The following is a 22,766-nucleotide window of genomic DNA, read 5'->3' on the forward strand; positions in this document are numbered from 1 at the left end:
CGACGCGCCACCGCCGGGCACCGGAGGTCATCATCGGTTCTCCCCCGACTCCACGGTCACGACGCCGCCGGCTGCGATGGGCCCTGTCGTTGCTGACCACGTTCATCCTCGCCGAGGGCCTGTTCGTGCCGCCGGCGACGGCCACGGCCGACCGCTGGGATCCGCCCACCCCGCAGCAGGACCACCTGGTCGAGGGCACGGCCGTCCCCGTCGAGGGCAGGCCTGCCGATCCCGCCCAGGAAGCGGCGCTGGCGGGGCCCGCCGCGGTCAGATGGCCCCGGCCGGGAAGCGCGACGGCCGACGTGCCGGCCCCCGCCGCCCCGGCCGCGGACGGCGCGAGGGCGCCGGACCGACGGCCCGCCATGGTCGCGCTGCCCGGCCTGCCGGTACGCGTGGGCGCCGCGGGCGAGCCCGGCGCAACCGCCCAGGACGCGCCGGCCCGCCAGGCCGCGGACGCCCCGCGGCGGGTCCGGGTCGAGGTGCTGGACCCGGCCGCCGCACGAGAAGCCGCCGAGGTGCGGCTGAGGGTGACCCGCGCGGACGGCTCCACCCGGGCCGGGGAGGTGGGCGTGGAGATCGACTACTCGGCGTTCCGGCACGCCTTCGGCGGCGACTGGGCGGCCCGGCTGCGCCTCCTGGAGCTCCCCGGCTGCGCCGCGACCCAGGTGCCGGGCACCGGTCAGTGCCCGGCGGCCAGGCCCGTCCCGGCCGGGAACGACGCCGGGCGAGGCGTGCTGACCGCCGACGTCACCGCTGCGGCCTCCACCGGCGCCGCCGCGGCGGCGGTCGCCGGCACCGGGCTCTACGCGCTGGCCGCGGGCCCGTCGGGCAGCACCGGCGACTACGCCGCCACCCCGCTCTCCCCCAGCGCCGAGTGGCAGGTCGGCGCCCAGTCGGGGGACTTCACCTGGTCACAGGAGCTACGGACGCCGCCGTCGATCGGCGACCCCTCCCCCCAGCTCACCCTGGCCTACTCGGCCGGCGGCGTCGACGGGCGGACCGCCTCGACCAACAACCAGCCGGGCTGGGCGGGCGAGGGCTTCGACCTCAGCCCGGGCGGCTACATCGAACGCCGGTACAAGTCGTGCGCCGACGACGGCGTCACCCCCAAGAACGGCGAGCGGTGCTGGGCCGGGGACAACGCCGTCATGGTGCTCGGCGGCAAGGCGACCGAGCTGGTCCTGGACACCGCGACCAAGCAGTGGAAGCCGAAGAACGACGACGGCTCGCGCGTGGAGAAGCTGACCGGTGCGGCCAACGGCGACGACGACGGGGAGTACTGGAAGGTCACCCAGACCGACGGCACCCAGTACCTCCTGGGCTACAACCGCCTGCCCGGATGGAGCACGGGCAAGCAGGAGACCGCGTCCACCTGGACGGCCCCGGTGTACGGCGACGACGCCGGCGAGCCGTGCCACGCGAGCACCTACGCCGCGTCCTGGTGCCAGCAGGCCTACCGCTGGAACCTCGACCACGTGATCGACCCGCACGGCGGCACGATGAGCTACTTCTACCTCAAGGAGGTCAACCACTACGGGCGCAACATGAAGCCCGCCGACGTGACGCCCTACACCGCGAGCGGCTACCTGCAGCGCATCGAGTACGGCCAGCGGGCCGGGCAGGTGTACTCCAAGCCCGCCGCCGGGCGGGTGCTGTTCGGCGTGGACGAACGATGCCTGCGCACCTCCACCTTCGACTGCGCGCCGGCCAAGCTGACCAAGGCCAACGCCGCCCACTGGCCGGACGTGCCGGCCGACATGCTGTGCGGCGCGAGCGGCACCTGCGCCAACCACGGTGCGGCGTTCTTCACCCGCAAGCGGCTCACCACCGTCACCACCGAGGTGCTCAAGGACGGCGCGCACACCCCCGTCGACACCTGGACCCTGACCCAGACCTTCCCCCGGCCGGGTGACGACATGAGCCCCGCCCTCTGGCTGGAGAGCGTCCAGCACACCGGCAGGGTGGGCGGCTCGCTGACCACCCCCGCCGTCGACTTCGACGGCGTGGAGATGCCCAACCGGGTCGACGGGCTCGAAGGCGTCGCCCCGATGATGAAGTGGCGCGTCCGCAGCGTGAACAACGAGGGCGGCGGGCGGCTCACCGTCGACTACTCCAAGCCGGACTGCACCCGCTCCGCGCTCCCGGAGCCGCACGCCAACGGCAGGCGCTGCTACCCGATGTACTGGTCGCCGGAAGGGGCGACCAGCCCCACCCGCGACTGGTTCCACAAGTACCTCACGGTGCGGGTGCTGGAGAGCGACCTCACCGGCGGGTCGCCGACCGTCCGCACCGACTACCAGCACCTGGATAGCCCCGCGTGGGCCTACGACGACGCGGAGCTGGCGCCGGCGAACCGCCGCACCTGGTCGCAGTGGCGCGGCTACGAGCGGGTGCGGGTCGTGAAGGGCGAGGCGCAGGACAGCCGCTCGGCCACCGAGCACCTCTTCTTCCGCGGCATGGACGGGGACAAGCAGCCGTCGGGCACCCGTGACGTCCAGGTCACCGACTCCGAGGGCGTGAAGATCGACGACCACTGGCGGCTGCAGGGGTTCGAACGCGAGACGATCCAGCTCAGCGGCCCGGGCGGCACCGAGTCGTCCGGAACGGTCAACGACCCCTGGCTCCAGGGGCCCAACGCCACCGACCCCGGCGACCAGTCGTACCGCGTGGACATCGGCGCGGTGCGCACCCGGATGACGCTCAGCACCGGCGCGATCCGCCGGACCGAGAGCCGGCACACCTACGACGCCCACGGCTCGCTGTCGCGGACCGACGACCTGGGCGACACCGCCACCGACGCCGACGACCGGTGCGTCCGCAACACCTACAACCGCAACCCCACCGCCATGATCATGAATACGGTGAGCAGGACCGAGACGGTCTCGGTCGACTGCGCCACGACCCCGCGGCGGCCGGCCGACGTGCTGACCGACCACAGGATGTCCTTCGACGGCGGGGCCTACGGCGACCCGCCGGTCAGGGGCGACGTGACGCTCAACGAGGACCTGAAGGACTACACGGACGGCCGGCCCGAGTACACGGTGTCGGCGCGCAGCGTGTACGACGCCTACGGCCGCAAGATCGAGGGCTACGACGGGGCCGGCTCGAAGACCACCACCGCCTACCTGCCCGCCGCCGACGCCCCGGCGGCCCAGATGACCGTCACCAACCCGCTCGGCCACACCGAGACCACCGTCATCAGGCCCGAGTGGGGCTCGGCGGCGGCCGACGTGGACGTCAACGGCCGGCGCACGGAACTCGCCTACGACCCGCTGGGCCGGCTGGCGAAGGTGTGGCTGCCGGGCCGCCCGACGAGCCAGAGCCCGAACCAGGAGTTCTCCTACCAGATCCAGAAGAACACCCCGTCGGCGGTGGCGACCAAGACGCTGCGCAACGACGGCACCTACAGCGTCTCCTACCAGATCTACGACGGGCTGATGCGGCTGAGGCAGGAGCAGCGGCCCGCCCACGAGGGCGGCCGGCTCCTCAGCGACACCGTCTACAACACGCTGGGACAGGTCGCCAAGACCAACGACTCCTACGCCAACGCCGAGTCGCCGTCCGCCACGCTGCTCGGCGTCGCCGATAGCGCGGTGCCCGCCCAGTCGGTCACCGAGTACGACGGGCTCGGCCGCGCCACCGCCGAGATCCTCAAGGTGATGGGCACCGAGAAGTGGCGCACCACGACCACGACCTTCCCCGACCGCGTGGACGTGGACCCGCCCGAGGGCACCACGCCGACGACCGCCCTCATCGACGCGCGCGGCCGCACGGTGGGACTGCGCCAGTACAAGGGCTCCGCGCCGACCGGCGACTTCGACCTCACCCGGTACGGCTTCCACGCCAACGGGTCGCAGGAGTCGGTCACCGACGCGGCCGGCAACGTCTGGCGCACCTTCTTCGACCAGCGCCAGCGGGCCGTCAGGGTGCAGGACCCCGACAAGGGGACGACCACCTACACCTTCGACGACCTCGACCGGCCCAAGACCACCACGGACGCCCGCGGCCGCACCCTGGCCTTCGTCTACGACGCCATGGGGCGGCGGACGGCCGTTCACAAGGACTCCCCGACGGGGCCCAAGCTCGCGTCGTGGACGTACGACACGCTGGCCGACGGCACGCCCGCCAAGGGCATGCTCACCTCCTCCTCGCGCTACCACGACGGCGAGGCCTACACGACGCGGGTCGACGCCTTCGACGCCGCGTACCGGGCCACGTCCTCCAGCCACGTCATCCCGCAGTCGGAGGGCGAGCTCGCCGGGACGTACACGTTCGGCTCGCGTTACAACATGGACGGCACGCGGGACTCGGTGACGTACCCGGCGGCCGGCGGCCTCGCCGCCGAGACGGTACGGACGACCTACACCGACATGGCGGCGCCGCGCCAGACCCGCAGCACCCTCCAGATGTACGTGGACAACACCTGGCACACCAAGCACGGCGAGGTGCTGCAGGAGCGCTGGGGGCAGGAGGGCGCCCACGTCCTGCACGACAACACCTACGAGGAGGGCACCCGGCGGCTGATCCGCACGATCGTCGACCGGCAGTCCGAGTCCGAGGTGCGCCAGGCCGACCTCAACTACGCCTACGACGAGTCGGGGAACATCGAGCGGATCGCCGACACCCCTCCGGCGGCCAACGCGGCGTCGGACACGCAGTGCTTCGCCTACGACTACCTGCAGCGTCTGTCGCAGGCGTGGACCCAGGCGAACGGGTGCGCCGACGCGCCGGCCACGGGCACGGTGGGCGGCGCCACGCCGTACTGGACCTCCTACACCCATGACCTGACCGGCGGGCGGAAGAGCGAGACCCGGCACGCGCTGACCGCCGGGCAGGCCGACACCGTCAGCACCTACTCCTACCCCGAGCCCGGGCAGCCGCGCCCGCACGCCCTGAAGCAGGTGAGCACCGAGGGGCCCGGCGGCGATCGGCTGGACACCTACGCCTACGACGAGAGCGGCAACACGATCGTCCGCAAGCTGGGGTCCACCGAGCAACGGCTGGAGTGGGACGCCGAGGGGCACCTGGAGAAGGTGGTCGAGGGCGGCAAGACCACGTCCTTCGTGTACGACAGCGAGGGGAACCGGCTGATCCGCCGCGATCCCGCGGGGACGGTGCTGTACCTCGGCTCCATGGAGGTGCGGCTGAACACCGGGGCGACGGCCCCGCAGGCCACCCGCTACTACGAGCACGGCGACAGGCCGGTGGCGGTCAGGTCCGACAACGGCCGGCTCACCTGGCTCGTCACCGACCACCACAACACCAGCCAGCTCGCTGTGGACGCCCTGTCGCTGGAGGTGACCCGGCGGCGCATGGACCCGTTCGGCAACCAGCGGGGAACCGCCCCGGCGTCGTGGCCCTCGGAACGGGCCTTCGTCGGCGGGACCGCGGACCCCTCGACCGGCATGGTCCACCTGGGCGCCCGGGAGTACCTGCCGTCCGAAGGCCGGTTCCTGTCGGTGGACTCGGTCTTCGACCCCAGCGAGCCGCAGAAGCTCCAGGGGTACGCCTACGCCAACAACAACCCGGTGAGCGTGGTGGATCCCGATGGGCGCGACTGGTTCTGCCCGGCCTGCTGGGCCGCGAAGCACCTGTGGTCGCAGGCCAAGGAGAGGGCGCGCGACATCTGGCGCGACCACGTCGCGCGCGCCAGGCGTCTCTACGAGGAGATGCGCGAGCGCCTGCGCAGGGCCGCCGAGGAGGCCCGCAGAAAGGCCGAGGAGATGCGCAGGAAGGCCGAGGAGGCTCGCAGGAAGGCAGAACAGGCACGGGAGCGCGCACGCCGAGCGGCGCAGAAGGCGAAGCAGGGCATCGCGCGCAACTGCCGGCTGCTGTTCGACAACTGTGACCCCAAACGACCGGTGGACAAGAGCGGCCTCGGCCAGCCCTTCGGCTGTTCCTCCTTCCCCGACCCGGCCCGGTGCGTGGAGCACCTTAAAGAGATCGACTCGACGATCCACAAGCACGTGAAGCTTCAGATCGGCTTCTGCTCCGGCCCCTGCGTCTCCCTCAGCTACCAGCAGGGGGTCGTCCAGATGTCCGCCGGCGGCGCCGGCGTCGGCCCTCTCGGCTCCGCGCAGTGGATGACGACGGGGCCCGAAGAGGGCGGTCCATGGTCCGTCGGCGGCTGCGGAGTCATCGCGCCCGCCCCCGTCGGCCCGTGTATCACCGGCGGCCCGAAGGTGGACGACAAGGGCGAGTGGACCGGCGTCCAAGGGGGCTTCGGCGTGGCCGCCGGCGCCGGGCTGGAGGTGGGCGGCGACCACACCATCGCCTCGTGGAGCAAGGAGGACGGCTTGTCCTCGGTACCGAGCCCGGTGCCGCCGAGCTGGCAGGACCCCATATGCAAGTCGTGGTGGGGGTGGTACTGCTAGCGACCGCCACGCCTGACTCCGCCGCCCGGCTCACGACCGGGCGGTGACCGGCGGCCCCGGGGACACGATCCGCGGTCTACGCGTCCCCGGGCCGCTCCAGGAGGTGTTCGGGGCGGTCCTCGCGGACGGCGACGACGCCCGGCAGGCACGCCAGCGCCCGGGCCGCCGCCCGTTCGAGCACCACGACGACCTGGTCGCGCGGCAGCTCCCGCACCAGAGCCGCGCCGGGCACACCGGCCAGGGCGGCGCGGAACTCCCGCGCCGGCACCGAGATGCGGACGATGTAGGCCGCCTTCACCCGTGCAGGTAGCCCACCAGGTGGGCCTTCTCGGCCTCGAGCTCCTCGATGGCGCTCTTGACCACGTCTCCGATGCTGACGATGCCGAGCAGCCGGCCGTCGTGCATCACCGGGACGTGCCGGATGCGGTGGTCGGTCATCGTCGCCCGTAGGTCGTCCAGGTCGGTCTCGGGCGCGCAGGTGCGCACCTGGGTGGTCATGATCGCGGAGACCGGCTCGGCGAGCACGGCGGGCCCCTTCGCGTGGAGCTGCCGCACGACGTCGCGCTCGGAGACGATGCCGGCGATGCTCACGCCGTCCTCCGACACGACGACCGCGCCGATGTTGTGTTCCGCGAGCACCGCGAGCAGCTCGGTGACCGTCGCCTCCGGTGGGACCGTCGCCACCGTGCTTCCCTTGCGTCGCAGGATCGAGCTGATGAGCATCGGCACCACCTCGGTACACGCTGTAGAGCTGGGCAGGGTAACTCTGACTTCCCCACCTCACCGCCTCGCCAACCGCGCGAGCCGGTAAAGCGCCCTGATTAAACCTGAAATTGGGCCCGCAGCCGGGAAAGGGCCGCATTCGTACCACCGGCCGGTGTCAGTACCATGCCACACGCCACTTTCTCTCCCGGGGGGATCTCCGTGACCGACGAGCTGAACACCGGCAGCCACGACCTGCCCATATCCGACGCCCTGGCCGCGTTCATGACCACCGGCTGGGCGCCCGCCCCCCGAGCCGAGGCCCCGCCGCCCGCGCCGTCCACCGCCTACACCGCCAAGCGCCGGGCCGCGCTCGCCCAGCGGTTCCCCGGGGAGCGGCTGGTCATCCCGTCCGGGGCGCTGAAGGTGCGCAGCAACGACTGGGACTACCCGTTCCGCACGCACAGCGCCTTCGCCTACCTCACCGGGGCCGGTGATCCCGGCGACGTGCTGGTGATCGCCCCCTCGGGCGCGGCCACGCTGTTCACCCGGCCCCGGTCGCCGCGCGCCGCCGAGGGCGCGGCCGGGCAGGAGTTCTACCGCGACCGCCGCTACGGCGAGTTCTGGGTGGGCGCCCGGCCGACCCTGGAGGAGGCCGAGGCGCTGCACCAGATCGAGTGCGCGCCCGTCGACCGGCTCCCCGAGGCGCTCACCGGCCCGGCCCGCGTGCTGCGCGGCGTCGACGCCTCGGTTGACGCGCGGGTGGCGCCGCACGACGGCGACGCCGAGCTGACGTCGTTCCTGTCGGAGATGCGGCTGGTCAAGGACGAGTGGGAGGTCGCCGAGCTGCGGAACGCCGTCGACGCGACGGCGCGCGGCTTCGAGGACGTCGTGCGCGCGCTGCCCCAGGCCCTGGCCCACCCCCGGGGCGAGCGGTACGTCGAGGGCGTCTTCGGGCTGCGGGCCCGGCTGGAGGGCAACGCGGTCGGGTACGACAGCATCGCCGCGTCCGGCGCGCACGCCTGCGTCCTGCACTGGATCCGCAACGACGGCGGGCTGAACCGGGACGACCTGCTGCTTCTGGACGCCGGAGTGGAGACCGACCGCCTGTACACCGCCGACGTCACCCGCACCCTGCCGCTTTCTGGGCGGTTCAGCCCCGTCCAGCGGCAGGTGTACGAGCTGGTGTACGAGGCGCAGACCGCGGCCATCGCCGCGCTGCGGCCGGGGGCGCGGTTCCGCGACTTCCACCGGGCCGCCATGCGGGTGATCGCCGAAGGGCTCAAGGACTGGGGCGTGCTGGAGTCGGCCGACGGCGACCTGCACCGCCGGTACACGCTGTGCAGCAGCGGGCACATGCTCGGCCTCGACGTGCACGACTGCGCCCAGGCCCGCGCGTCGGCCTACCTGGACGGCCTGCTGGAGGCCGGCCAGGTGCTCACCGTCGAGCCCGGCCTGTACCTCCAGCCGGACGACCTCACGCTGCCGCCGGAGCTGCGCGGCATCGGCGTGCGCATCGAGGACGACCTGGTGATCACCGAGGACGGCGCCCACCTCCTGTCCGGCGCCCTGCCGCGCCATCCGGACGACGTCGAGACCTGGATGGCCTCCCTCCTCGGCTGACGCCTCATCCGCCGCCGAGGTCGCGCATCCGGGCCCGCAGCACCTTCCGCCGGGCAACGGCCCGAAACAGAAGCAGACCCGACACGCCGGTCAGCACCCCGCCGAGCGCCGCCCCCACCGCGGCGCCGGTCGCCGAGCCGTTCGACAGCGCGCCGGCCACGGTCCCCACCGCGGTCAGCGCGCTGAACGCCATCCCCAGCGCCGCGGCGACCACGCGGTCGAGCGCGAACAGCGGGCGCCGCAGGAGCGTCCAGGCCGCGAAGGCCGCCCAGGCGAGTCCGACGAGGATCATCGCGGCGAACGCCAGTCTGGTGCCGACCGGCAGCGGCCCCGGCTCGGTCGCCCACAGCGCGCCGATCACCCCGGCGGCGGAGGCGCCGGCGAGCCCGGCCGCCGCGTAGCCCGCGCGGCGGGGCAGCGACAGGCCGCGCAGCAGGTCGTCGGGGGTGTACCCCGGGCCGTCCGTCATGAGGTGTACCCCTTCTCGATCAGCCGGGCGCGCAGCGAGCGCCGCGCGTGGAACAGGCGGGACTTGACCGTCCCGACCGGGACGGCCAGAACCTGCGCGCACTCCTCCAGCGACAGGTCCTCCAGGTGGAACAGGATCAGCACCTCGCGCTCGCGCGGCACCAGCGCGGCGAGGCCCTCGGCGACCTGCGCCCGGTCCAGGACGGCGCCCGCCTCCTCCTCGGTGACGTGGCCGGCGTCCTCGGGGTCGCCGGCGCCGGCTCTCCGGGCGTCGTAGCCGGCCCTGAGCTGGTTCATCACCGAGCGCCTGGCGATGGTGTACAGCCAGGGCGCGAACCGTCCGGGCCGATCGAGGCGCGGCAGCGCCCTGAGCGCGGCCGCCCACACCTCCTGGCTGACGTCGTCGGCGTCGCCGGACGCCCCCAGCATGCGGCGGACATAGCGCCAGACCGGCGCGTGCCAGCGGCCCACCAGCTCCGCCAGGGCCCGCCGGTCGCCGAGCTGCGCGCGCACCACCAGCAGCGCGTCGCGCCGCGCCCGCTCCGTCCCGCCGTCCGCGTCGCTGCGGTCCACATCGTCTCCCGTCCATCGGATCTCACACCTGGAACAGTCCGCGCGCGGGCCCGGAAGGTTCACGGCCGGCGGGGACGCCCGGCCGCCGCGACGCGTGAGCGGCGGGACGCGGCGCCTCCTGACGGGGACGGTGAGCACATTCGACGGGGTCGGTCGGCCTTGTGGCCCGCCGGGGGGAGATAGATTCACATTCATGAGCACGGTGGAATCCGAGGACCTCGACCCCAACTGGCTGAGCGGTGAAGAGCAGCGCGCCTGGCGGGCGCACCTCGCGGCCCACAAGCTCCTCGAGCATCGGCTCGACCGCGAGTTGCAGGAGTTCGGGCTGTCGCTGAACGACTACGAGATCCTGGTCAACCTCTCCGAGAGCACGGCCCACCGCATGCGCATGAGCGACCTCGCCGAGGCCACGATCCAGTCTCGCAGCCGTCTGTCCCACCAGATCGCCCGCATGGAGGCCGCCTCGCTGGTGCGCAGGGAGAGCTGCCCTGACGACCGGCGCGGCACGTACGCGGTGCTCACCGACCAGGGGTGGGACACCATCCAGCGCGTCGCGCCCATGCACGTGGCCAACGTCCGCTACCACTTCATCGACCGCCTGGCCCCCGAGCTGATCGAGGCGCTGGAGTCGGCCTACGCGCCCGTCGTCCAGCACCTGCTGCGGCTGCGCGCCGAGGAGCGCGCGTGACGCCCGCGGCTGCCCGGCCACGGCGACCCCGAAACGATACGCGGGAAATGCGCTGACCTTCGCCCGGCGCTCGCTAGCATCCGGGCTGTGTCGAATAGGTCGCTCACCTCCTGGCCGCCCCGCGTGCGGGTGCCCGGCCCCGGCGTCATGCCGTTCCGGGGCCACCGCCCCGGCGTCCCGTCCCCTCGTCTGACCGGGGTGGTCGCGGGGGTGGCCGCCCTGCTGTGCCTCACGGGCGCGTGCATGTCCACGCCCGAGGCGGCGGCCAAGCCGCCCGCCGGGCCGGAGCTGATGGTCAAGTCGTCCCAGGCCATGCGGCAGGTCGAGACGGTCGCGTTCACGATCGCCACCGAGGGCGCCCCGCCCGTCCCGGTCAAGAGCGCCGACGGCTCGCTGACGAAGCGGGGCGACGCCAAGGGCACGATCCAGATCTCCGTGCTGGGGGCGCTCCAGGAGCTGGAGTTCGTGGTGATCGGCGAGACCGTCCACTTCAAGGGCCCCACCGGCGGCTTCCAGACGATTCCCCGCGCGCAGCTCGCCACCATCTACGACCCCTCGGCGATCCTGAACGCCGACAAGGGCGTGCCCAAGCTGCTCGCGAGCGCCGCCAACCCCGTCACCGAGGCCGAGGAGAAGGTCGGCGGCGCCGACGCCTACCGCGTCGCCGCCACCCTGCCCAAGCAGTCCGTCACCACCCTGGTGCCCGGCGTGGCCCAGGACGTCAACGCCAAGCTCTGGGTCGACAAGGCCACCGGCCGCCTGGCGAAGGCCAGCCTGCCGCTCGGCACCGGGGCGACCTCGGGCACCGTCCACGTCACCTTCGCCGACTACGACGCCCCCGTGACGATCACCCCGCCGGCGCGGTGACACCGTGACCGCCCCCTCCCCCGGCTCCTCCCCGCCGTCCGCCGAGACGGCGCCGGCCGGGGCGGTCCCCGGCTCGCCCGCCGCCCGCAAGGTCGCCCTGGGCGTCGGCGGGGCGGCCGTGCTGCTGGCCGCCCTCGACGCCTACGTCGTGGTGACGATCCTGGTCGACATCGCCACCGACACCGGGGTGCCGATCAACCGCCTCGAACGGGTCACGCCGGTGGTCACCGGCTTCCTGCTCGGGTACGTCGCCGCGATGCCGCTGCTCGGGCAGCTCTCCGACCGGTACGGCCGCCGGCCGCTGATCCACGCCTGCCTCGCGGGCTTCGCGGCCGGGTCGGCGATCACGGCGCTCGCCGGCACGATCCCGCTGCTGACCGCCGGGCGCGCCCTCCAGGGCATCGCCGGCGGGGCCCTGCTGCCCATCACCATGGCGCTCGTGGGCGACCTGTGGGACGAGCACGGCCGGCCGGTGGCCCTGGGAGTGGTCGGGGCGGCCCAGGAGCTGGGCAGCGTCCTCGGCCCGCTGTACGGGGCGGGGCTGGCGGCGCTGGTCGGCTGGCGGGGCATCTTCTGGGTGAACCTCCCGCTGGCGCTGGCCGCCGCGGTCGCCGTCCACCGCGCCGTGCCCCCGCCCGCCGAGGGGCGCGGCACGGCCCCGCGCGCCCGCGTCGACGTGGTCGGCGGGCTGCTGCTGGCGTTGTCGCTGGGCCTGCTGGTGGCCGGGCTGTACAACCCCGATCCCGGCGGGGCCGTGCTGCCGCCCTGGGGGCTGCCCGCCGTCGGCGCGGGGCTGGCCCTGGCGGCGGGATTCGTCGTCTGGGAGCTGCGCTCGCCGGTGCGGCTGGTGGACATGACCGGGGTGCGGCGGGGCCCGTTCCTGGCCTCGCTCGGCGGCAGCTTCCTCGCCGGGGCCGCCCTGCTGGTGACGCTGGTGAACGTCCAGCTCGCCGCCCAGACGCTGCTCGGCCGCGACACCGTCGGCGCGGCCCTGGTGCTGACCCGCTTCCTGGTGGCCCTCGCCGTGGCCGCGTTCGCCGGCGGTCTGCTCGTCCGGCGCTTCGGGGAGCGCGCGGTGGCGGTGGCGGGCATGCTGCTCGCCGCGCTGGGCTACGTCCTGATCTCCCGGTGGCCGGTGGCCCCGGCCGAAGCCGTGTACCCGCTCGGCCTGCCCCGGGTCGACGCCGACCTGGTCGTCGCCGGCCTAGGGCTGGGCGTGGTGATCGCGCCGCTGTCGTCGGCGGCGCTGCGCGCCACGCCGCGGGCCAGGCACGGGGTGGCCTCGGCCGCGGTGGTGGTCGCGCGCATGATGGGCATGCTGCTGGGCGTCGCCGGCCTGTCGGCGTGGGGCTTCCACCGCTTCCAGTCGCTGACGGCGAACCTCGACACCCCGCTGCCCTTCGGCCTCGCGGCCGAGGAGTACGGCCGCCTGCTGGCCGAGTACGTCGCCAGGGTGCAGCGGGCCCTGCACACCGAGTACACCGAGATCTTCCTGCTCACCGCGGTGCTCTGCGCGGCCGGAGCCCTGGTCGCGCTCGCGCTGCCCCGGCGAGCCCCGGCCGACGCCGAGCCGGGCGAGCCCGCCCAGGCGCGGTAGGCCGCCGTTACGGCCTTCTGTCGGTGCGGGAATGTAGCGTCTCGATGTCGTCGCCCGCAGACCGATGGAGGCCGCCATGCTGATCGTGTCCGGAAAGCTCTACGTGGAACCGGGAACCCGCGACGGGTACCTGGCCGGGTGTCTCGACGTCGTCAAACAGGCGCGGGAGGCCCCCGGCTGCCTCGATTTCGTGCTGGCGGCCGACCCTCTGGAAGACGATCGGATCAACGTCTACGAGCGCTGGGAGTCCGACGAGCACCTGCACCGGTTCCGCGACACGGGCCCGGAGCCCGGCCAGGTGGCCGCGATCCGCGACGCGCACGTGGCGAAGTACCGCATCTCCTCCACCGAGGCCCCGTAGCGGCGGTGAGCGCGGGCGGTGCGATCACCCCCGACGGTTCCCGTCGGGGTCGACGCGCGCCCCCGCGCGGCGCTCCGCCCCCACCGGACGACGGCCGATGGGGGCGGGACCGGCTTGCAGCGCACGGGCCCTCGCGGGCCCGCCGGTCACTTCTTCTTGGCGGCGCCGCGCTTCTCGCGGATCTTCATGGTGACCTCCACCGGGGAACCCGCGAAGCCGAACTCCTCGCGGATGCGGCGCTCCAGGAAGCGGCGGTAGGTCTCCTCCAGGAAGCCGGAGGTGAACAGCACGAACTTCGGCGGCTCCACCGACGCCTGCGTGGCGAAGAGGATCTTCGGCTGCTTGCCGCTGCGCACCGGGGGCGGCGTGGCCGCCACGAGGTCCGACAGGAAGGCGTTGAGCCGCGCCGTGGACACCCGGGTGCCCCACGACTCCAGCGCCCGCTCCAGCGCGGGCACGAGCTTCTCGACGTGCCGGCCGGTCTTGGCGGAGATGTTGACCCGCAACGCCCACGGGATGCGGACGAGCTGCCGGTCGATCTCCTTCTCCAGGTAGTAGCGGCGGTCCTCGTCGACGAGGTCCCACTTGTTGAAGGCGACCACCAGGCAGCGGCCGGACTCCGACACCATGGTGATGATGCGGAGATCCTGCTCGGTGAGCACCTCGGAGGCGTCGATGAGCACCACCGCGACCTCCGAGCGCTCCAGCGCCGCCTTGGTGCGCATGCCGGCGTAGAAGTCGGCGCCCTGGAGCTCGCGCTCGCGGCGGCGGATGCCGGCGGTGTCCACGAAGCGCCAGCTCTTGCCGCCGAGCTGCACCAGCTCGTCGACCGGGTCGCGGGTGGTGCCGGCCATGGGGTCGACGAGCACGCGCTCCTCGCCCGCCAGCTTGTTGAGCAGCGACGACTTGCCGACGTTGGGCTTGCCCACCAGCGCCACCCTGCGCGGGCCGCGCTCGACGCCGAAGCGCTGCGGCGGCGCTTCGGGCATGACGTCCAGCAGGATGTCGAGAAGGTCGCCGCTGGAGCGGCCGTGCAGGGCCGACACCGGCTGCGGCTCGCCGATGCCCAGCGACCACAGGGACGTGGCCTCCAGCTCCATGCGCTGGTCGTCGACCTTGTTGGCCGCCAGCACGATCGGCTTGCCCGAGCGCCGCAGCACCCCGGCCACCGTCTCGTCGGCGTCGGTGACCCCGACCGTGGCGTCCACGACGAACAGGACGACGTCGGCCAGCTCGACCGCGACCTGCGCCTGCTCGGCGATGCGCATGGCCATGCCGGTGGCGTCGGGATCCCACCCGCCGGTGTCGACCAGCGTGAACCGGCGGCCACGCCAGACACCCTCGTAGGTCACCCGGTCGCGTGTGACGCCGGGAACGTCCTCGACCACGGCCTCACGCCGGCCGATGATGCGGTTGACCAGCGTGGACTTGCCCACGTTGGGCCGCCCGACGACGGCGACCACCGGCATCGGGCCGGCGTCGGCCTCGGTCTGCCCGGTGTCGCCGTCTTCCTCGAACTCTGCGAGCTCGGCCTCGATCCAGCCGCCCTCGTCGTCGTACTCCCCCGTCACGTCACGTCCGTTTCCCTCACATGGGCACCCTGCTCCCGGCGGCTCGGGACGGCGCTCGCGCGGCCCCTCACTGCGTCACCGGGTCAGGTGCGCTCTTTCACAAGTGCTAGCACCTCGGAGATGACCTCTTCGAGGTTGAGTTCAGTGGTGTCCAGCTCGACGGCGTCGGCCGCCATCACCAGCGGGTCGGCCTTGCGCGTGGAGTCCAGGGTGTCACGCCGGGCCATCGCGGCCCGCTGCGCCTCGACCGTGGTGGTGCCCGACAGCTCGGCCGTGCGGCGCAACGCGCGGGCCTCGGGGCTGGCCGTCAGGTAGATCTTCACCGCGGCGGCCGGGGCCACGACCGTGCCGATGTCGCGCCCCTCGACCACGATGTCGCCCGCGCCGATGACGTCGCGCTGCTCGGCGACCAGCCGCGCGCGAACCTCGGGGACCGCGCTGACGGCGGACACCGCCGCCGTGACCTCCTGGGTGCGGATCTCGGCGGAGACGTCCACGCCGTCCACCCGGATGCCCGGTGCGTCGGGATCGGTGGCGACGTCGAGCACGGGCTCGGCCGCGCGGCCGGCGACCGCGGCGGGATCGGCCGGGTCGACGCCCTGGCGCAGCAGCCACCAGGTGATCGCGCGGTACATCGCCCCGGTGTCGAGATAGCGAAGCCCCAGCGCCCGCGCGACCCCGCGCGACGCGCTCGACTTGCCCGACCCCGAGGGGCCGTCCATGGCGACGACCAGTGCGGTCACGGCATCTCCCTCTGCGACCCGATTGAGTTGTCCGCAAAGAGGGTACCGGGAATCCTCCACCGTCCGGGCATCGTCGTGCCTAGGGGACGTGCCATCCGTGCGCGCGCAGCGCCTCGGCCAGCGCCGCGGCCGCCTCCGGCTGGACCGACAGCTCCGCGGCGCCCAGCTGCAGGCCCGGCGCGTGCTCCAGGCGGACGTCCTCGATGTTGACCCCGGCGTCCTTGGCGACCTGGAACAGGCGTGCCAGCTCGCCGGGACGGTCGCCCACCAGCACCTGGACGACGGCGTACGCGCTGGGCGGCCCGCCGTGCTTGCCCGGGATGCGGCTCTGGCCGGTGTTGCCCCGCCTGAGCAGCTCGGTGACGCGGCCGATCGCCGCGCCGTCGTCGACCGACACCGCGCGCAGCGCCTCGGCCGCCGTGGCGAGGTCGGCGGCGATGCCTTCGAGGATCTCGGCGACCGGGCGGGCGTTGCCCGACAGGATCACCGACCACATGTCGGGATCGCCGCCGGCCACCCGGGTGACGTCGCGCACACCCGGCCCGGCCAGGCCGAGCGCGGTCTCCGCGGCGTCGGCCAGACGGGCCGCCACCGCGGACGCCGCCACGTGCGGGGCGTGCGAGATCAGCGCGACCGCCTCGTCGTGCGCCGCCGGGTCGATCCGGACGGCGTCGCCGCCGCACAGCTCGATCAGCGCGAGCACGGTCTCGACGGCCCGCGCCGAGGTGCTCGCGACCGGGCAGTACGCCCACGGGCGGCCGAGGAACACGTCGGCCCTGGCCGCGGCCGGCCCGGACCGTTCGCGGCCGGCCATGGGATGCCCGGCGACGTAGGTGGACATGTCGCAGCCGAGCTGCACGGCCTGCGCGATGGGCAGCGCCTTCACGCTGGCCACGTCGGTGTAGAACCGGGCGGCCTCGTTCTTCTGCAGGTCGAGCAGCCACTGCGCGACGAACTGGGGCGGGACGGCGATCACCGCGAGATCGGCGGGCGCCGCGCCGGGCGCCCATTCCTCCCCCGCCCCCAGCTCGCGGGCCAGCCGCACGGCGCCGGCGTCCTGATCGGCGAGCAGCACGGTGACGCCGTGCTCGCGCAGGGCGAGCGCCACCGACGTGCCGATCAGGCCGGTGCCGACGACCAGGACGCTCTTGACGCCGTCGTGCTCGCTCACTGGGCGATGTCCACCCTCAGGGCCACGGCCCCGCGCAGGTAGACGTGCTGGATCTGCTGGCGGGGCCGGTCGGTGGCCACGTGGGCCATCAGGCGCACCACGCGTGGCAGCGCGCCCGGCACGTCGATCTCGCTGGCGCAGATCAGCGGCACGTCGTGGAAGCCGAGCTTGCGGGCGGCCAGGGCGGGAAACTCCGCCGTGAGGTCGGGCGTGGCCGTGAAGATCACGCTGATGACCTCGTCGGTGGTGAGGCGGTTGCGCTCCATGACCTCGGTGACCAGCTCGGTCACCCCGGCCAGGATGGCCTCCCGATCGTTGGAGTCGATCTGGATGGCACCCCGGATCGCCCTTACCATGTCGTTCCCTTCGCCGCTGCCGCCCCGTGAGCCCCTGACGGCAAGGTTACATTCCCACCACGCCGTAGAGGTCGCCGACCTCCTTGAGGGTCAGCGCCCGCATGGTGCCCGGCTTGAGGCGCCCGAGCTTGACCGGCCCGAACTCGATACGGGCGAGGTCGATCACGTTGTGACCGGTCTCCTCCAGCATGCGCCGGACGACGTGCTTGCGGCCCTCGTGCAGGACGATCTCGACCAGCGCCTGCTGCCCGTGCTCCTGCACCACGCTGAAGTCGTCGGCCTTGACCAGGCCGTCCTCCAGCTCGATGCCCTTCTTCAGGCGGCGGGCGAGGTCGCGCTCGATCGGGCCGGGGACCTTGGCCCAGTACTTCTTCTGAACCCCGTAGCTGGGGTGCGTCAGCCGGTGGGCCAGCTCACCGTCGTTGGTGAGCAGGATCAGGCCCTCGGTCTCGGTGTCCAGGCGGCCCACGTGGAACAGCCGCTCGGTGCGGTCGGCGACGTACGCCTCCAGCGACGGGCGGCCCTCGGGGTCGGACATCGTGCTGACGACGCCGATCGGCTTGTTGATCGCGAAGTACACCAGGTCGGGCGCGGTCGGGATGCGCTTGCCGTCGACGTGGATGACCTGCTTGGCGGGGTCGACCTTGGCGCCGAACCGGCGCACGACCTGCCCGTCGACCGTGACCCGGCCCTGGCCGATCATCTCCTCGCAGGTGCGGCGGGCGGCGACGCCGGCCGCGGCGAGGACCTTCTGCAGGCGGACGCCGTCGGGGACCTCGGTGGTGTCGCGCTCGTCGACGTAGTCGGCGGGGAAGAAGTCGGGGTCGCGCAGCGGCTGGCGGGAGGTCTTGAAGGCCGAGCCCCGCCCCGGACGCTCACCACGCCCCGCCGGGGCGCCGCCGCGACCGGCGGAGGCTCCGCCACGAGCGGGGGCTCCGCCGCGAGCCGGTGCGCCGCCGCGTCCGGCCTTGAAACTCGGCCGCGCCTCGCCGGGCTTGCCGTACCGGCCGCGCGAGCCGCCGGAACCGCCGGAACCGCTGGAACCGCTGGAACCGCCGCCGATGGTCTGCACGCCGTCCCCGCCCTGCCCACGCCGGTCTTCCCGGTAGGACGGCCGCTCGCCACGGGGCCCGCGGTCGTCACGGGGAGCACGATCGTCACGGAAGGAAGCGCGCTCGCCGCCGGAACCCCGGTCGTCCCGGTAGGAGGACCGGTCGCCACGCGGAGCGCGGTCGTCACGGAACGACGGCCGCTCGCCGCCGGAACCCCGGTCGTCACGGTAGAACGGGCGGTCACCACGGGGGGCGCGGTCGTCGCGGAAGAACGGACGTTCGCCGCCGGAACCCCGGTCGTCGCGGAAGGACGGACGCTCGCCACGCGGAGCGCGGTCGTCACGGAAGGACGGACGCTCGCCACGCGGGGCGCGGTCGTCACGGTAGGAGGGCCGGTCGCCACGCGGAGCGCGGTCGTCGCGGAAGGACGGACGGTCGCCGCCTGCGCCGCCGCGGAAGGACGGGCGGTCGCCGCCGTAGGAACCGCCGCGGTCGCCGCCCGGACGGCCGTAGCCCTCGCGGGAGCCGCCCCGGCCGGCGCGGAACGCGGGCCGGTCGCCTTCGCGGAACGTGGGGCGGTCGCCCTGGAAGGACCGGCGCTCGCCGCCGGAAGACGCGTCGCGCCGCCCGAAGGAGCCGCCGCGCTCGTCGCGGGTTCGGCCGCCGTCGCGGTAGCCGCCGCCACGCGGGGCGCCGTCACGGGGGCCCCCGAAGCGGGGACGGTCGGCGCCGGACGCCGAGGAGCCCCCGTCGCGGTAGCCGCCCCGGTAGCCCTCGCGGGCGTCGCCGCGCGGGCGGTTGTCGTCGCGCCCGCGGGAATCGTCGCGGCGCAAGCCGCGGTCGTCCCCGCCGCGCCCGGCCGAGCCGGAGCGGCCCTCGGGACGGAAGGCGTCGCGCCGGTCGCCGCCGCCGCGCGAGCCGCCGAAGGAGCCGCCGAAGGAGCCGCCCCTGGCGCCTCCCCCGGCCGACCCGCCGGAACGCCCGCGGGCGCCCCCGCGGGGGCCTCCGGCGCCGCCGGAGGCACCGCCGCGTCCTCGACCGCGTCCATCACCGGACGGGGTACCACGCCTGCTGTTCACTTCTGCTCCTCTAGTTCGTTCAGATCGTCGGGGAGGAAGGGGGCGAGCGGAGGAAGCTCCTCCAGGCTCCGCAGTCCCAGCCTCTCCAGGAAGTACGAGCTCGTGCGGTACAGCACCGCCTGGCTCTCGGGGTCGGTGCCGGCCTCCTCGACCAGCCCGCGGGCGGTCAGGGTGCGCATGACGCCGTCGCTGTTGACCCCGCGGACCGCGCCGACCCGCGCCCGGCTGACGGGCTGCCGGTAGGCGACCACAGCCAGGGTCTCCAGCGCGGCCTGGGTCAACCTCGTCTGCTGGCCGTCGCGGACGAAACGCTCCACGAGGGCGGCGCACTCGGCCCGCGTGTAGAAACGCCAGCCGCCCGCCACCTCTCGAAGATCGAAACCCCGGCCGGCGGCCGTGTATTCCCGCGACAGCTCGCGAAGGGCCTCGGCGATCTCCCGCGAGGGCCGTTCGAGCACCTGGGCGAGCGTCACCTCGGCCACCGGCTCGTCGACCACGAGCAGGATCGCCTCCAGCGCCGTCCGCAGGGACGGCTCAGGGTCGGCGGTCTCCCGCACGTCGTCAGAGCTCATCGGTCGCCTCTCGCGTGTGTGGGGCCCCGGGCGGGGCCTGGTGGGCGCCCGCCGGCGGGCCGGCGGACGGCTCCGCCGGGGAGTCGCCCATGGGAGCGTCCCCGTCGCCGTCTTGCGGGCGCGCCACGGGCGCGCCCTCCTCATAGTCGTCGGTGACCGAGACGTCGCCGTCGTCCGCGCCGGTCCAGGTGACGTGCAGCTCCCCGAGCGGCTCGATCTGCTCGAAGGAGACCGCGGCCTCCCGGAAGAGCTCCAGGACGGCGAGGAAACGTGCGATGACCTCGAAGGTGCCCGCGCAGTCGGCGGTCAGCGACCGGAACGTCGCCGTGCGCACGCGCCGCAGCCGTCGCACCAGGATAGCCGCTTGTTCCCTGACGTTGGCGACCGGTTGGTAGATGTGCTCGGTGGAGACCGTCGGCGGCAACTTGGGCGTGAAGACGCGCATGGCGATCTTCGCCAGGCGCTCGGGCCCGACGCCGAGCACCAGCTCGGGCAGCAGGCCGGCGAACCTGGCCTCCATCGGGACGATCCTCGGGAAGCGCAGCGCCTCCTCGGCCATGCGACCGGAGAAGACCTTGGCGACCTCCTTGTAGGCCCGGTACTGCAGCAGGCGGGCGAACAGCAGGTCGCGGGCCTCCAGCAGGGCGAGGTCCTCCTCGTCCTCCACCTCGCCGGTGGGCAGCAGGCGGGCGGCCTTGAGGTCGAGCAGCGTGGCGGCGACGAGCAGGAAGTGGCTGGCCTGGTCGAGGTCCCACTCGCGGCCGCGGGCGCGGATGTGGGCGATGAACTCGTCGGTCACCTGGTGCAGGGAGACCTCGGTGATGTCGAGCTTGTGCTTGGAGATCAGCCCCAGCAGGAGGTCGAAAGGCCCCTCGAACACCTCCAGGTGGACCTGGAAGGCGTCGGGCCTGGCCGCGGGCTGTTGGGTCACCGCCTCATTGTCCCGCACCGGGGCTCGCCGGCGCCGCGTCCACCCACGGCCGGGTGGCCGTGGCGCGCACGGCGCCGCCGCCTCACCCGCTCTTCGACCACCGGGCGAGGATCTCGCGGGCCAGCTCGCGGTAGGCGGTGGCGCCCATCGACGCGGGGTCGAACTGGGTGATCGGCTCACCGGCGAGCGTGGCGTCCGGGAAGCGCACGGTGCGGTTGATCACCGTGTGGAAGACCTTGTCGCCGAAGCCCTGCATGATCGTCTGGAGGACCTCGCGGGCGTGCAGCGTGCGCGGGTCGTACATCGTGGCGAGGATGCCGTCGATCTCCAGGTTCTTGTTGAGCCGCTCCTGCACCTTGGTGATCGACTCCATGAGCAGGGCGACGCCGCGCAGCGCGAAGAACTCGCACTCCAGCGGCACCATGACGCTGTGCGCGCAGGTGAGAGCGTTCACCGCGAGCAGGCCCAGGGAGGGCTGGCAGTCGATCAGGCAGATGTCGTAGTGCGGGAGCAGCGGCTCAAGCGCGCGGCCGAGGGCGTATTCCCTGGCCACCTCGTTGACGAGGCGGATCTCGGCCCCGGACAGGAAGATGTTGCTCGGCAGGAGGTCCATGCCCTCGACGCTGGTGTTGAGCAGGACGTCCTCCGCGGTGACGTCCGGCTCCTCCATGATCAGGTCGTAGACCGTCGACTCCAGTGGACGGGGGTCGACGCCCAGGCCCACGGCGAGCGCGCCCTGGGGGTCGAAGTCGACGAGCAGCACCCGCTGACCGCACTCGGCGAGCGAGGCGCCGAGGTTGATCGTCGTGGTGGTCTTGCCGACGCCGCCCTTCTGGTTCACCATGGCCACGACCCGCGCCGGACCATGTGTGGTCGGGGGGATCGGGTCAGGGAAGACCGGACGCGGCCGCCCGGTGGGCCCCAGAATGCCGCCGCTCCTGGGCTCGGCCCAGGTGGCGTCGGGCCCTCCGGCGATCTCCCGGATAGAAGCGCCTGTGGTGGCAGTCACCAGTTGAACCTCCCTGACGGTCCCGAACCGGACCGTCCGGACGGACACTATGGGGTCGGCACGTATGCGGCAAGGCGACGCGCCAGAGTGCTATGAAGTTGGACGTCCGGCCCGCGAGCGGGCCGCCGCGTAGGCCTCGCGCAGCCGGTCGACTCCGGCCAGTGTGTAGACCTGGGTCGTGGTCACCGAGGCGTGGCCGAGCAGCTCCTGCACAACCCTAACGTCAGCCCCTCCGTCCAGGAGGTGAGTTGCGAACGAATGGCGCAACATGTGCGGGGAGACACCCTCCAGACCCGCCCGCTCGGCCGCCGACCTGAGGACCTCCCAGGCGCCCTGGCGGGTGAGGCGCCCGCCCCTGGCGTTGAGGAACAGCGCCGCCGACCCGCGCCCGTTCGCCCAGATCAGCGGGCGGGCCCGCTGCACGTACTCCGACACCGCCTGGCCGGCGAACCGGCCCAGCGGCACGACCCTCGACCGGCCGGCCTTGCCGCGCAGCCGCACCCGGCCGGGCTCGACGTCCTCCAGGGCCATCCCCACGGCCTCGGAGATGCGCGCCCCGGTGCCGTACAGCACCTCGAGCAGGGCGCGGTTGCGGTGGGTCAGTGGGGCGTCCTTCGGGCCCGCCGCGGCGATGAGCCGCTCGACGTCGTCGACGCCGATGGCCTTGGGCAGGTGGCGCAGCCGGCTGGGCGGGTGCACCTCGTGCGCGGGGTCGTGCGCGCACACCCCCTCGCGCACCGCGAACCGGTGCAGCCCGCGCACGGCGGAGACGGCACGGGCGGCCGAGCCGGCGGCCAGGGCGGGATGCCGCTCGTCCCCCTGGCGCAGCGCCGCCAGGAAAGCCACGACGTCGTGCTCCGCGACCTCTTCGAGCGACGGGCGGCCGCGTGAGCGGAGGTGGTCGAGGTAGCGCCGCAGGTCGCGCCGGTAGGAGGCCAGCGTGTTCGCCGCCAGCCCGCGCTCCACCGCGAGGTGGGCGAGGTAGCCGGCGAGGACGGCCTCGGTGTCGGCGTAGCGGCTCAGGGCGGC

19 protein-coding genes are annotated in these 22,766 nt (G+C 73.6%); 6 read left to right on the forward strand and 13 right to left on the reverse strand.

The genetic code is table 11. From position 1 onward, the window contains the following. Positions 1–89: 89 nt before the first annotated feature. Positions 90–6,374 (forward strand): RHS repeat-associated core domain-containing protein, encoded by a 6,285-nt coding sequence (locus PYR91_RS24030; protein ID WP_279783026.1) that lies wholly within the window; start codon positions 90–92, stop codon positions 6,372–6,374. Between the two features lie 76 nt (positions 6,375–6,450). On the opposite strand, the gene PYR91_RS24035 is transcribed toward PYR91_RS24030, so the two are convergent. Together PYR91_RS24035 and PYR91_RS24040 are read right to left on the reverse strand one after the other, a co-directional pair. After that, positions 6,451–6,672 carry a hypothetical protein gene (locus PYR91_RS24035; RefSeq protein WP_279783029.1) on the reverse strand — a complete coding sequence of 74 codons (222 nt, stop codon included), beginning with the start codon at positions 6,670–6,672 and terminating at the stop codon, positions 6,451–6,453. Next, complete coding sequence (locus PYR91_RS24040) at positions 6,669–7,097, reverse strand: CBS domain-containing protein (protein ID WP_279783031.1); 429 nt, start codon at positions 7,095–7,097, stop codon at positions 6,669–6,671. Before PYR91_RS24040 ends, PYR91_RS24035 begins: the two co-directional genes overlap by 4 nt. A 201-nt stretch (positions 7,098–7,298) precedes the next feature. Between PYR91_RS24040 and PYR91_RS24045 the strand changes: the two genes are divergently transcribed. Further along, complete coding sequence (locus PYR91_RS24045) at positions 7,299–8,699, forward strand: Xaa-Pro aminopeptidase (protein WP_279783032.1); 1,401 nt, start codon at positions 7,299–7,301, stop codon at positions 8,697–8,699. Between the two features lie 4 nt (positions 8,700–8,703). On the opposite strand, the gene PYR91_RS24050 is transcribed toward PYR91_RS24045, so the two are convergent. After that, positions 8,704–9,168: a transmembrane transport protein gene (locus PYR91_RS24050; RefSeq protein WP_279783033.1), complete on the reverse strand. Its 465-nt coding sequence runs from the start codon at positions 9,166–9,168 to the stop codon at positions 8,704–8,706. Continuing rightward, positions 9,165–9,740, reverse strand: coding sequence for a sigma-70 family RNA polymerase sigma factor (locus tag PYR91_RS24055; RefSeq protein WP_279783035.1), 576 nt, complete (start codon positions 9,738–9,740; stop codon positions 9,165–9,167). Before PYR91_RS24055 ends, PYR91_RS24050 begins: the two co-directional genes overlap by 4 nt. Before the next feature lie 193 nt (positions 9,741–9,933). Between PYR91_RS24055 and PYR91_RS24060 the strand changes: the two genes are divergently transcribed. The 4 genes from PYR91_RS24060 (at position 9,934) to PYR91_RS24075 (ending at position 13,253) form a co-directional block, all read left to right on the forward strand. Next, positions 9,934–10,428: a MarR family transcriptional regulator gene (locus tag PYR91_RS24060; RefSeq protein WP_279783037.1), complete on the forward strand. Its 495-nt coding sequence runs from the start codon at positions 9,934–9,936 to the stop codon at positions 10,426–10,428. A gap of 87 nt (positions 10,429–10,515) precedes the next feature. Further along, complete coding sequence (locus PYR91_RS24065; RefSeq protein WP_279783039.1) at positions 10,516–11,295, forward strand: LppX_LprAFG lipoprotein; 780 nt, start codon at positions 10,516–10,518, stop codon at positions 11,293–11,295. 4 nt (positions 11,296–11,299) lie between these two features. Beyond that, complete coding sequence (locus PYR91_RS24070) at positions 11,300–12,892, forward strand: MFS transporter (RefSeq protein WP_279783040.1); 1,593 nt, start codon at positions 11,300–11,302, stop codon at positions 12,890–12,892. A gap of 76 nt (positions 12,893–12,968) precedes the next feature. Then, positions 12,969–13,253: an antibiotic biosynthesis monooxygenase gene (locus PYR91_RS24075; RefSeq protein WP_279783042.1), complete on the forward strand. Its 285-nt coding sequence runs from the start codon at positions 12,969–12,971 to the stop codon at positions 13,251–13,253. Between the two features lie 146 nt (positions 13,254–13,399). Here the strand turns inward: PYR91_RS24075 and der are convergent, their stop codons facing one another. From der to PYR91_RS24120, 9 genes are all read right to left on the reverse strand, one after another. After that, a complete protein-coding gene (gene der, locus PYR91_RS24080; protein WP_279783045.1) occupies positions 13,400–14,824 on the reverse strand; it encodes a ribosome biogenesis GTPase Der in 1,425 nt (474 codons plus the stop codon). An 83-nt stretch (positions 14,825–14,907) separates the two neighbouring features. Continuing rightward, a complete protein-coding gene (cmk, locus tag PYR91_RS24085) occupies positions 14,908–15,546 on the reverse strand; it encodes a (d)CMP kinase (protein ID WP_279783128.1) in 639 nt (212 codons plus the stop codon). Between the two features lie 100 nt (positions 15,547–15,646). Beyond that, on the reverse strand, positions 15,647–16,738 hold the full coding sequence (locus tag PYR91_RS24090; protein WP_279783047.1) for a prephenate dehydrogenase: 1,092 nt from the start codon (positions 16,736–16,738) through the stop codon (positions 15,647–15,649). Continuing rightward, positions 16,735–17,094: a chorismate mutase gene (aroH, locus tag PYR91_RS24095; protein ID WP_279783048.1), complete on the reverse strand. Its 360-nt coding sequence runs from the start codon at positions 17,092–17,094 to the stop codon at positions 16,735–16,737. The genes PYR91_RS24090 and aroH overlap by 4 nt, the downstream gene beginning before the upstream one ends. A 46-nt stretch (positions 17,095–17,140) precedes the next feature. Further along, on the reverse strand, positions 17,141–19,225 hold the full coding sequence (locus tag PYR91_RS24100; protein ID WP_279783049.1) for a pseudouridine synthase: 2,085 nt from the start codon (positions 19,223–19,225) through the stop codon (positions 17,141–17,143). Then, positions 19,222–19,797, reverse strand: a complete 576-nt coding sequence (gene scpB / locus PYR91_RS24105) for an SMC-Scp complex subunit ScpB (protein ID WP_279783051.1) — start codon at positions 19,795–19,797, stop codon at positions 19,222–19,224. The genes PYR91_RS24100 and scpB overlap by 4 nt, the downstream gene beginning before the upstream one ends. Then, a complete protein-coding gene (locus PYR91_RS24110; RefSeq protein ID WP_279783052.1) occupies positions 19,787–20,728 on the reverse strand; it encodes a segregation/condensation protein A in 942 nt (313 codons plus the stop codon). The genes scpB and PYR91_RS24110 overlap by 11 nt, the downstream gene beginning before the upstream one ends. An 82-nt stretch (positions 20,729–20,810) precedes the next feature. Next, positions 20,811–21,656, reverse strand: a complete 846-nt coding sequence (locus tag PYR91_RS24115) for an AAA family ATPase (RefSeq protein WP_279783130.1) — start codon at positions 21,654–21,656, stop codon at positions 20,811–20,813. Between the two features lie 171 nt (positions 21,657–21,827). Continuing rightward, entirely contained in the window at positions 21,828–22,760 is a 933-nt protein-coding gene (locus PYR91_RS24120; RefSeq protein ID WP_279783132.1) for a site-specific tyrosine recombinase XerD, read from the reverse strand. Positions 22,761–22,766 lie beyond the last annotated feature (6 nt).

Origin of the sequence: Sphaerisporangium sp. TRM90804 (assembly GCF_029846175.1) — a bacterium.
GTDB lineage: Bacteria > Actinomycetota > Actinomycetes > Streptosporangiales > Streptosporangiaceae > Sphaerisporangium.

Coding starts and splice junctions, on each gene's coding strand:
- PYR91_RS24040 (WP_279783031.1), bottom strand. CDS start 7,097: ATGCTCATCAGCTCGATCCTGCGACGCAAGGGAAGCACGGTGGCGACG.
- PYR91_RS24050 (WP_279783033.1), bottom strand. CDS start 9,168: ATGACGGACGGCCCGGGGTACACCCCCGACGACCTGCTGCGCGGCCTG.
- PYR91_RS24060 (WP_279783037.1), top strand. CDS start 9,934: ATGAGCACGGTGGAATCCGAGGACCTCGACCCCAACTGGCTGAGCGGT.
- PYR91_RS24075 (WP_279783042.1), top strand. CDS start 12,969: ATGCTGATCGTGTCCGGAAAGCTCTACGTGGAACCGGGAACCCGCGAC.
- cmk (WP_279783128.1), bottom strand. CDS start 15,546: ATGGACGGCCCCTCGGGGTCGGGCAAGTCGAGCGCGTCGCGCGGGGTC.
- aroH (WP_279783048.1), bottom strand. CDS start 17,094: ATGGTAAGGGCGATCCGGGGTGCCATCCAGATCGACTCCAACGATCGG.
- scpB (WP_279783051.1), bottom strand. CDS start 19,797: ATGAGCTCTGACGACGTGCGGGAGACCGCCGACCCTGAGCCGTCCCTG.